Raw genomic sequence first — 7,974 nt, forward strand, 5'->3', positions numbered from 1 at the left:
GAAGGACTATGGGAACCGCGGCAGGAGAGAGGTCTGTACCTCGGTACGTACAGATCGCCGACGAGATCGTGCAGCAGATCCGAGCAGGGGTCCTCGGCCCTGGCGACATGGTGCCGAGCGAGTCAGAACTCGTCGAGCGCTACGGCGTCGCGGGCGGGACGATCCGTAAAGCCATGGTCGAGGTGCGCGCGAGCGGGCTGGTCGAGACTCGGCACGGCAAGGGCTCGATCGTCAAGGATCGCCCGCCCGTGCGGCACCGGTCATCGGACCGCTTCCGGCGCTCACTTCGGCAGGGTGGCAAGGCCGCGTATCTCGCCGAGTCCGAGCAGTCCGGCGCCACGGCGAAGGTGAGCGTCCTCTATATCGGACCGATGCAGGCCTCGGAGGATGCCGCCCAGCGATTGGGGATCCCCGCCGGCACTCAGGTACTCGCCAGACGACGCCTCTACTTCCGCAACGGCACGCCCGTCGAGACGGCGACGTCGTACCTCCCATGGGACGTCGTGAAGGACATCCCCGAGCTGTTCGCCGAGAACCCCGGCGGTGGCGGCATCTATGCCCGACTCGAAGACCACGGGCACGAGTTCGCTGAGTTCGTCGAGACGCTCCAAGGGCGTCCGGCCTCCAAGGCGGAGTCCTCGGAGCTGGCCCTCAGTCCTGGCGCTCCGGTGATCCACCTGATCCGTGAGGCCCGTACGACGGAGGGCCGCGTGGTTGAAGTCTGCGACACCCTCATGGCTGCTGACCAGTTCGTATTCGAGTACCGGATCCCTGCCACCGACTGACGCTCTCTCAACTCCTCTCAGCCCGTCGCGAGTTCTTCTTCGCGGCGGGTTGACTCATGTACAGGAGTCGTGCACTCTTCTTCATGTCACTCATATACATGAGTGACGGAGTCCAGCATCTATAGAGGAGTGATGTGCTGTGCGTCAGATTCCCGTCGACACCACCAACGCGACCGTGATGGTCGCCAAGGCTCCCCAGCCCAAGGTCAAGGACCGTCGCACCGGTGAGATCGCCCTCGACAAGGACGGGGTCACGCTGATGACGGTGGAGGTCATGTTCTCCACGCCGGACGAGGTGGAGATCCTCAAGCTCACCGTTCCGCAGCCGGGTGTCTCCGAGGACCTGACCATGGGTACCCCGGTCGCGCTGACGGGCCTGGTCGCCTCCGCGTGGGAGAGCGAGTTCAACGGGCAGAAGCGGCATGGGATCGCGTTCCGCGCAGTGGCCATCACCTCGCTCGCCGCCGCTGCGTCGAACTCGCGGGCGGCCTGATCATGACCGCGTTAGCGGTCGCCCTGGTGCTGGTCGTCGCTGCCGCAGTGATTCTGCGGTGGCGGCGTCCCGCCTGGTACTGGCTGGCCTTCGGCGCCGCCTTCGCCGCCCTGCGGGTCCTGGTCCGCTACGCCTCCGTCATGGACGCGTGCGGGCTGACCGTCCCGCCCTCCCGCTGGCGCCTGGCCTTCGCCCGGGTCGCCAACCGGCCCGTCCCTGAGTCCCGCGCCCCGCGCATCCTGCGCGTCCACCCCACTCGCACCGGCCTGGTGCTCCGCCTCAAACTCCGCCCCGGCCAGGATGCCTTCGACGTCTCCGCCGCCACAGACCGGCTGCGCCACTCCTTCGCCATGTACGGCGTCACTTCGCGGGCGCTCCGCTCGGGCGTGGTCGAGGTGCGGATGACCGGCTACGACGTGCTCAAGCGGGTCCACATGCCCGTAAAGACAGACTCGGCTCCGATGCGGGTTCCGGTCGCCCTGCGCGAGGACGGGGCGGTTCACTACCGCGACTACCGCGCCGTCCCGCACGGTCTCACCCTCGGCGCCACGGAGTCCGGGAAGTCCGTCTACCAGCGCAACCTGGTCGCCGGTCTCGCGCCCATGGATGTCGCACTGGTCGGCATCGATTGCAAGCAGGGGGTTGAACTCTTCCCACTGGCCCGCCGGTTCTCCGCACTCGCCGACAATCCGGACACCGCCCTCGACCTCCTCGAAGCCCTCGTCTCCCACATGGCGGACGTCTACCAACTGATCCGCGCTGAACAACGGATCACGGTCAACGTGCAGGACGCGGAGATCGCTGCCGACATCTGGGACCTGCCTGAGCACCTGCGACCGGTGCCGATCGTCGTCCTCGTGGACGAGGTCGCCGAACTCGCCCTGTTCGCGTCCAAGGACGAGGAGAAGCGGCGCGACAGGATCATCACCGCCCTCGTGCGGCTCGCCCAGCTCGGCCGGGCTGCCGGCATCTATCTGGAGATCTACGGGCAGCGCTTCGGCTCCGAACTCGGCAAGGGCATCACCATGCTCCGCGCCCAGCTCACCGGCCGCACTGCCCACCGCGTCAACGACGAATCCTCCGCGAACATGGCCTTCGGGGACATCTCCCCCGACGCCGTCCTCGCCGCGATCCAGATCCCCACCGAGACCCCCGGCATCGCCGTGACCGGAGACTCGTCCGGCGGCTGGGCCCGCATCCGCGCCCCGCACACCTCGCTGCGCCAGGCCGTGAACCTCTGCAACCGGCACGCCGACCGTACCCCGGACCTGCCCGCCCTCGCGCCCTTCCGGCCTGCCGTCGCCGCGCTGCCCTCGGAACGTGTGCCGCTGTCCAAGACGGCCCCCGCAACCGTCTGACCGCTCCTGCCTCTCGGTTGGCGCGACCCTCTCGCGCCATGTCCCTACCCGCTCCATGCCTGCTGAAGGGAGAACACGTCATGTGCCCCGACTGCGAGGACTTCGCCCGCACCGTGCTCATGCTGGGCCAACTCGCCCTCTACGCCGACGTACTCGGCGCTGACCAAGGCTTCATCGAGGCTGTGGGCCCGTCCCTCGCCGCGTCCCTGCCGGAGCCGCCGCCCGGTGCGTTCCCGCCCGGCTACGACCCCACCGACGGCCCCGACTACCCCGGCGGCTCGTGATGGCCCGCCCCGCGTTCCGCGTGGACGCGGTCCTCGTCCAAGCCGTCATCGCCGGGGCGCTGTCCTTCGCCCACCTGCACGACCTCGCCGATGCCGCCGGACAGGACGGCTGGAAAGCCTGGGCCTACCCGATCTCGGTGGACCTGCTCCTCGTCGCTGCCTGGCGACGGCTGCGCAGTGAGGGCCCGTCCCGTCTGGCCTGGTGTTGGTTCCTGATCGCCCTGATCGCCTCGCTCGGCGCCAACGTCGCCACCGCCGGATTCCTCGACCTGGCCCATCCGCCGGCCTGGCTACGGTTCGGCATTGCCGGATGGCCTGCCCTCGCCTTCCTCGGCGGCACGCTCCTCGCCCACTCGCACGCCTCCGAGGACCAGGAACCGGTTCTGCCTGCACCGGAAGCCGAGCCGGACATCACTCCCGAGCCGCAACCCGAACCGGCTCCGCTCACCGTGGCCGAGGGCACCCCGGCCATCGCCTCCGCTACCTCGGCGCCGACCAGTCCCCCGGTTCCGGCCGCACTGGTCGACCACGCGCGAAAGCTCGCCGCCGACCACCAGGCCCGCACCGGTGCCCGGATCGACACCGACACCCTGCGCACCCGCCTTGGCGTCCCGCCCCACCTGGCCGACACCATCGCCGCCCAACTCACGTGACCTGAAGGGAGAACCGCCCTCATGCCTGCCCGCGACCACTTCCACTCTGTGATGCGGATCGGCCCCGTGCAGATCGGCACCCACCGTGACCGCCACGGCCGCACCGAACACGCAGCCGTGTGCACCAAGGACGGCTGCGGCTGGTCCGCCGGCTATTCCAGCCAGACCGCCGCACAGCTCGCCGCCCGCACCCACCGCTGCACTGCCCGATAGGAGAACCGTCCCATGGACGTCCCGCTCTGGCTCGCCCTGATCGTCGTCGGCTGGCTCGGCGTCAAGCTCATCCGCCCGCCCTGGTGGCTCGTCGCCGTCCTCCTCCTCGGCGGCTACCTCCTCGGCGACAGCCTGCTCGCCCCCGCCATCGACACCGCCGTCAAGTAACCACTGCCGAAGGGAGATCCACCATGCTCCGCCCCAAGGTCCCGACCATGCCCCAGCCCACCGGCCAAATCACCCCGCCCGCCGTGGTTGTCGAGCCGACCGCCGTCATCCAGCACACCCCGGAAGCCCGCGCCCCCATGACGGCTCCGGCTCGGCCGACCGTGCAGCTCACCCCAGGCGGCGCCATCGCGCTCGTGGGTGGCGGGACGGCCGTGGTCCTGGTCGTCGGCGCCGTCCTGGTCTCCATGCTCCTCGCGGTCGCCATCACCGGCGCATCCGTCGCCATCTGCGCCCTGGTCATCCGCTCGCTCATCAGCGACGAGGGCAAGCGCCGCTGACCGGCCCCCGGGCGGCCTCAACCGCCAAGTCTCCGCCGCCCGGGAGCCGTCCCCTGTCCGATCTCTCAACCGGAAGGAACCCTCAGCATGACCCACCGCACCCGCCCGCCGTCCCGGATCTGCCGTAACTGCGGCGGCTTCGCCTCTGCCGCAGTCACTCTCGGCGGTCGCGACCGGCACGGCCACCTCCGCACCATCAGCGCGCACTGCCCGGCCTGCCACGGCACCGGAACCGCCCATAGCCCCGCTCGCCTGCGGGAGGGTACTCGTGCCTGACACGCTGCTCGATCCGACCCCCCTCGGCGACCTGCTGAGGGTGGCTTCGGCCGACGACTTCGACCGCTGGCAGGACCAGATCCGCCGCACAGGCGGCTGCGCCGATCCGATCCACCTGACCGGCTGGACCCTCGCCAAGGACAGGGCAACCGGCGAGACCCTCCACCGCTACTCGACCGAAAACGAGCCGGGCGGACGGCTCCGGGTCGCGTGCGGCAACCGGCGGGCCTCCCGCTGCCCCTCCTGCGCCTGGACCTACGCGGGCGACACCTACCACCTCATCCGCGCGGGCCTGGCCGGAGACGACCGCCGCGACATCCCGTCCACGGTCCGCGGACACCCCCGCGTCTTCGCCACCCTCACCGCCCCCTCCTTCGGCCCCGTCCACAACCGGCCCGACCGCAGCGTCTGCCGCTGCGGCACCCGCCATGCCTCCGATGATCCGGCGCTCGGCACGGCGCTCGACCCGGCCACCTACGACTACGCGGGCGCCGTCCTGTTCAACAACCACGCAGGCGACCTCTGGCAGCGCTTCACCAACCGGCTCCGCCGCGAGATCGCCGCCCGAGCAGGCCTCACACAGCGGGAGCTGAAGGAGTCGGCCCGACTCTCGTACGGCAAGGTCGCTGAGTTCCAGAAGCGCGGCGCCCTGCACTTCCACGCCGTGATCCGCCTCGACGGGCCCGAGGGACCAGACACCCCGCCTCCGTCCTGGGCGAGTGCCGGCCTACTCACCGACGCGATCCACGCCGCCTCCACCCACTCGTACACGTCGGTCTCGGTCTCGGCCTCCAAGGACCAGCCCGCCCGTACGTTCCGCTGGGGCACCCAGCTCGACGTCCGCCCTGTGAAGGCCTTCGGCGACGGCTCCGACATCACCGAGCAGGCCGTGGCCTCCTACGTCGCGAAGTACGCCACCAAAGCCGCCGAGAACACCGGCACCCTCGACCGCCGCATCGGCGAACTCTCCGAACTCGACCGCCACCAGGTCCCAGCCCACACCCGCCGCCTCATCGAGGCATGCAAGCAGCTCGACCCGCTCTACCCCGAACGGCGGCTGTGGGCCTGGGCGCACATGCTCGGCTTCCGCGGCCACTTCTCCTCGAAGTCCCGCCGGTACTCGACCACCCTCGGCGAACTCCGCCAGGCCCGTGCCGACTTCCGCGCCGCGCAGGAACGCGAAGCCCTCGGCCTGGACGACCGAGAGCCGGACACCGTCCTCGTCCTCGCCGACTGGCAGTACGCAGGACACGGTCACACACCGGGTGAGTCCGCTCTCGCTGCCACCATCGCCCGCAACCTCCAGCTCAACCGCGAAACCGCACGCGAAGAACTTCGATCGGCCCCTGACGAGAGGGAGTGGTGACCATGGCAACGCGGCTCCCGGTGCGCTACCTGACGCCTGACGACCTGGTGGAGATGTTCGACCTCCCCAGCGTCGAAACGGTCTACCAGTGGCGTCGCAAGCGCGTTGGTCCTCGCGGATTCCGTGTGGGCCGACACCTGCGCTACGACCCGGATGACGTCCGTGCCTGGGTCGAGTCCCTTCAGGAAGGGTTTGCCGCCTGATGGCCGGACACATCCAAGACCGCTGGTACAAGGCCGAAATCGGCGCGGACGGCAAGACCCGCAGGATCAAGAGCGATCGATACGGCCTCGGTCTCCGCTACCGCGCCCGCTACATCGGCCCGGACGGCACCGAGAAGTCCAAGAGCTTCCCGGACAAGCAGAAACGCTTGGCTGACGTATGGCTGACCAACATCGAGGCCGATATGGCGCGCGGCCAGTACATCGACCCGCGAGCCGCACGGACCACCTTCCGTGAGTACACCGAGCGCTGGATCGCGGCACTGACCACCGACCTCACGAGCCGGGCCGCGGTCGAGGGGCGGCTACGTCTTCACGCCCTGCCATACCTCGGAACGCGTCCGATCGGCTCGTTCCAGCCGGAGCACATCCGCGACTGGAACCGTCAGCTCGAAGGTGCCGTGGCGTCGGCCTCCTACCGACGCCTGATCTTCGATGCCGTCTCCTCCGTGCTCACTGCGGCCGTGGATGATCGTCTGCTGGCCTCAAACCCCTGTCGAGCCCGATCGGTCAAGGCGCCTCGGCCCGCGCCCTCACGCGTCCATCCATGGTCGGCCTCGCAAGTCTTCGCCGTACGGGCTGGACTCCCCGAGCGCTACCAGGCCATGACCGACGTCGGCGGCGGCTGCGGCCTCCGCCAGGGCGAGATCTTCGGTCTCGCGGTCGACAACATCGGAGACCTCGGCTGGCTCTACGTCCGGCAGCAGGTGAAGAAGGTCCGCGGCTCCCTCGTCTTCGCGCCGCCGAAGCGAGGCAAGCTCCGGGACGTTCCGCTGGACCCCGAAGTGTCAGTGGCCTTGACCGAGCACATGAAGCGCTTCCAGCCGATCGGCGTGACATTGCCCTGGGTGACGCCGACCGGGCCCAAGGTCACGCATCGGCTTGTCTTCACGAGCAGCGTCGGCACGGCCCTGTGGAGTAACGGCTTCAACGACGAGCGGTGGAAGCCCGCGCTCGCCGCCGCCGGCATCATCCCGGTGCCGGAGAAGGGCCAGCGTTTTGCGGCGGCTCGTGAGCATGGCATGCATGCCCTGCGGCACTTCTACGCCTCGGTCCTCCTGGACGCCGGCGAGAACATCAAGGCGCTGAGTCTCTACCTCGGGCACAGCGATCCGGGCTTCACGCTCCGCGTGTATACGCACCTGATGCCGAGCAGCGAGACCCGAACCCGGAAAGCCATCAGCGCGATGTACCGGACCGCCGGTCACGCCCATGACGGCCCAGAGACGGCCCAAGCCGCCTGACACGGCCCCTCATCGACGGGAAACCCGCTGGTGAGGGGCTGTTTTGCGCCCTCACCTGGAGAGAAACACCCCATCTTGCCTGACGTCCATCCCAGGACGGAAACCCGTCTCATCCTGGGCCCGTGACCTGCCCCTTCGCCGTCCGCACCCGTAGCCGACCTGTCACTTTTTGTCGCCGTCGATCGCTGCCGAGCGCCCTCGCACGGCCCAGGGGCTGGGAATACAGGCCCGGCAAGAGTCGCATGCGCACTTCCTGGCCGGAGGTTGACCGACCGCTCCTGTCAGCGACTCCTTTCGTCCTGCCCGCCACCACACTCGCGGTAGTCGGTCGAACCGGCTAGTGCTAGTGCCGTGACCGGCAATGTTTGCCCCGTAAGGAGCGTCGTCCGGTGCGTGCGATCGCAAGGCGGCCGTGAGTCCTTGGGTGGGGCCTCCCCTGCTCGAACGTAGCTGAGAGCTTGGGGAAGGAGCTACCAGGGCTTTTGGCCAACGCGGAAGGGGGTCCCCCCTGGCCCTTAAGGCCTTGGGGGAGTGCGTGCTGGGCGGCGCGACGGGGCAAAGCTTGCCGGGAGGGG

Annotated in this window: 12 protein-coding genes; all 12 read left to right on the forward strand. The window is 69.3% G+C overall.

The annotated features are described in order from the left end of the window. The first annotated feature begins 8 nt into the window (after positions 1–8). The 12 genes from ABTZ94_RS11505 (at position 9) to ABTZ94_RS11560 (ending at position 7,399) form a co-directional block, all read left to right on the forward strand. Positions 9–785, forward strand: coding sequence for a GntR family transcriptional regulator (locus tag ABTZ94_RS11505; RefSeq protein ID WP_351199901.1), 777 nt, complete (start codon positions 9–11; stop codon positions 783–785). A gap of 139 nt (positions 786–924) precedes the next feature. Beyond that, positions 925–1,278 carry an SCO3933 family regulatory protein gene (locus ABTZ94_RS11510; RefSeq protein ID WP_351199903.1) on the forward strand — a complete coding sequence of 118 codons (354 nt, stop codon included), beginning with the start codon at positions 925–927 and terminating at the stop codon, positions 1,276–1,278. Between the two features lie 2 nt (positions 1,279–1,280). Further along, complete coding sequence (locus tag ABTZ94_RS11515; RefSeq protein ID WP_351199905.1) at positions 1,281–2,636, forward strand: FtsK/SpoIIIE domain-containing protein; 1,356 nt, start codon at positions 1,281–1,283, stop codon at positions 2,634–2,636. Between the two features lie 80 nt (positions 2,637–2,716). After that, positions 2,717–2,920 carry a hypothetical protein gene (locus tag ABTZ94_RS11520; protein WP_351199907.1) on the forward strand — a complete coding sequence of 68 codons (204 nt, stop codon included), beginning with the start codon at positions 2,717–2,719 and terminating at the stop codon, positions 2,918–2,920. Beyond that, positions 2,920–3,573 carry a DUF2637 domain-containing protein gene (locus ABTZ94_RS11525; protein WP_351199925.1) on the forward strand — a complete coding sequence of 218 codons (654 nt, stop codon included), beginning with the start codon at positions 2,920–2,922 and terminating at the stop codon, positions 3,571–3,573. The genes ABTZ94_RS11520 and ABTZ94_RS11525 overlap by 1 nt, the downstream gene beginning before the upstream one ends. 21 nt (positions 3,574–3,594) lie before the next feature. Further along, positions 3,595–3,786 carry a mobile element transfer protein gene (locus tag ABTZ94_RS11530; RefSeq protein ID WP_351199909.1) on the forward strand — a complete coding sequence of 64 codons (192 nt, stop codon included), beginning with the start codon at positions 3,595–3,597 and terminating at the stop codon, positions 3,784–3,786. 12 nt (positions 3,787–3,798) lie between these two features. Next, the gene (locus ABTZ94_RS11535) at positions 3,799–3,954 is read left to right on the forward strand and encodes a hypothetical protein (protein ID WP_351199911.1); all 156 of its coding nucleotides are present in this window, start codon (positions 3,799–3,801) and stop codon (positions 3,952–3,954) included. A gap of 23 nt (positions 3,955–3,977) precedes the next feature. After that, the gene (locus tag ABTZ94_RS11540; RefSeq protein WP_351199913.1) at positions 3,978–4,292 is read left to right on the forward strand and encodes a SpdD-like protein; all 315 of its coding nucleotides are present in this window, start codon (positions 3,978–3,980) and stop codon (positions 4,290–4,292) included. Positions 4,293–4,379: 87 nt separating this feature from the next. Next, complete coding sequence (locus tag ABTZ94_RS11545) at positions 4,380–4,568, forward strand: hypothetical protein (protein ID WP_351199915.1); 189 nt, start codon at positions 4,380–4,382, stop codon at positions 4,566–4,568. Then, on the forward strand, positions 4,561–5,934 hold the full coding sequence (gene repSA, locus ABTZ94_RS11550; protein ID WP_351199917.1) for a replication initiator protein RepSA: 1,374 nt from the start codon (positions 4,561–4,563) through the stop codon (positions 5,932–5,934). Before ABTZ94_RS11545 ends, repSA begins: the two co-directional genes overlap by 8 nt. 2 nt (positions 5,935–5,936) lie before the next feature. Further along, entirely contained in the window at positions 5,937–6,137 is a 201-nt protein-coding gene (locus ABTZ94_RS11555) for a helix-turn-helix domain-containing protein (RefSeq protein WP_351199919.1), read from the forward strand. Beyond that, the gene (locus ABTZ94_RS11560; RefSeq protein ID WP_351199921.1) at positions 6,137–7,399 is read left to right on the forward strand and encodes a tyrosine-type recombinase/integrase; all 1,263 of its coding nucleotides are present in this window, start codon (positions 6,137–6,139) and stop codon (positions 7,397–7,399) included. The genes ABTZ94_RS11555 and ABTZ94_RS11560 overlap by 1 nt, the downstream gene beginning before the upstream one ends. The last annotated feature ends 575 nt before the right edge of the window (positions 7,400–7,974 follow it).

The sequence above is a fragment of the Streptomyces sp. NPDC002785 genome (assembly GCF_040295565.1).
GTDB lineage: Bacteria > Actinomycetota > Actinomycetes > Streptomycetales > Streptomycetaceae > Streptomyces.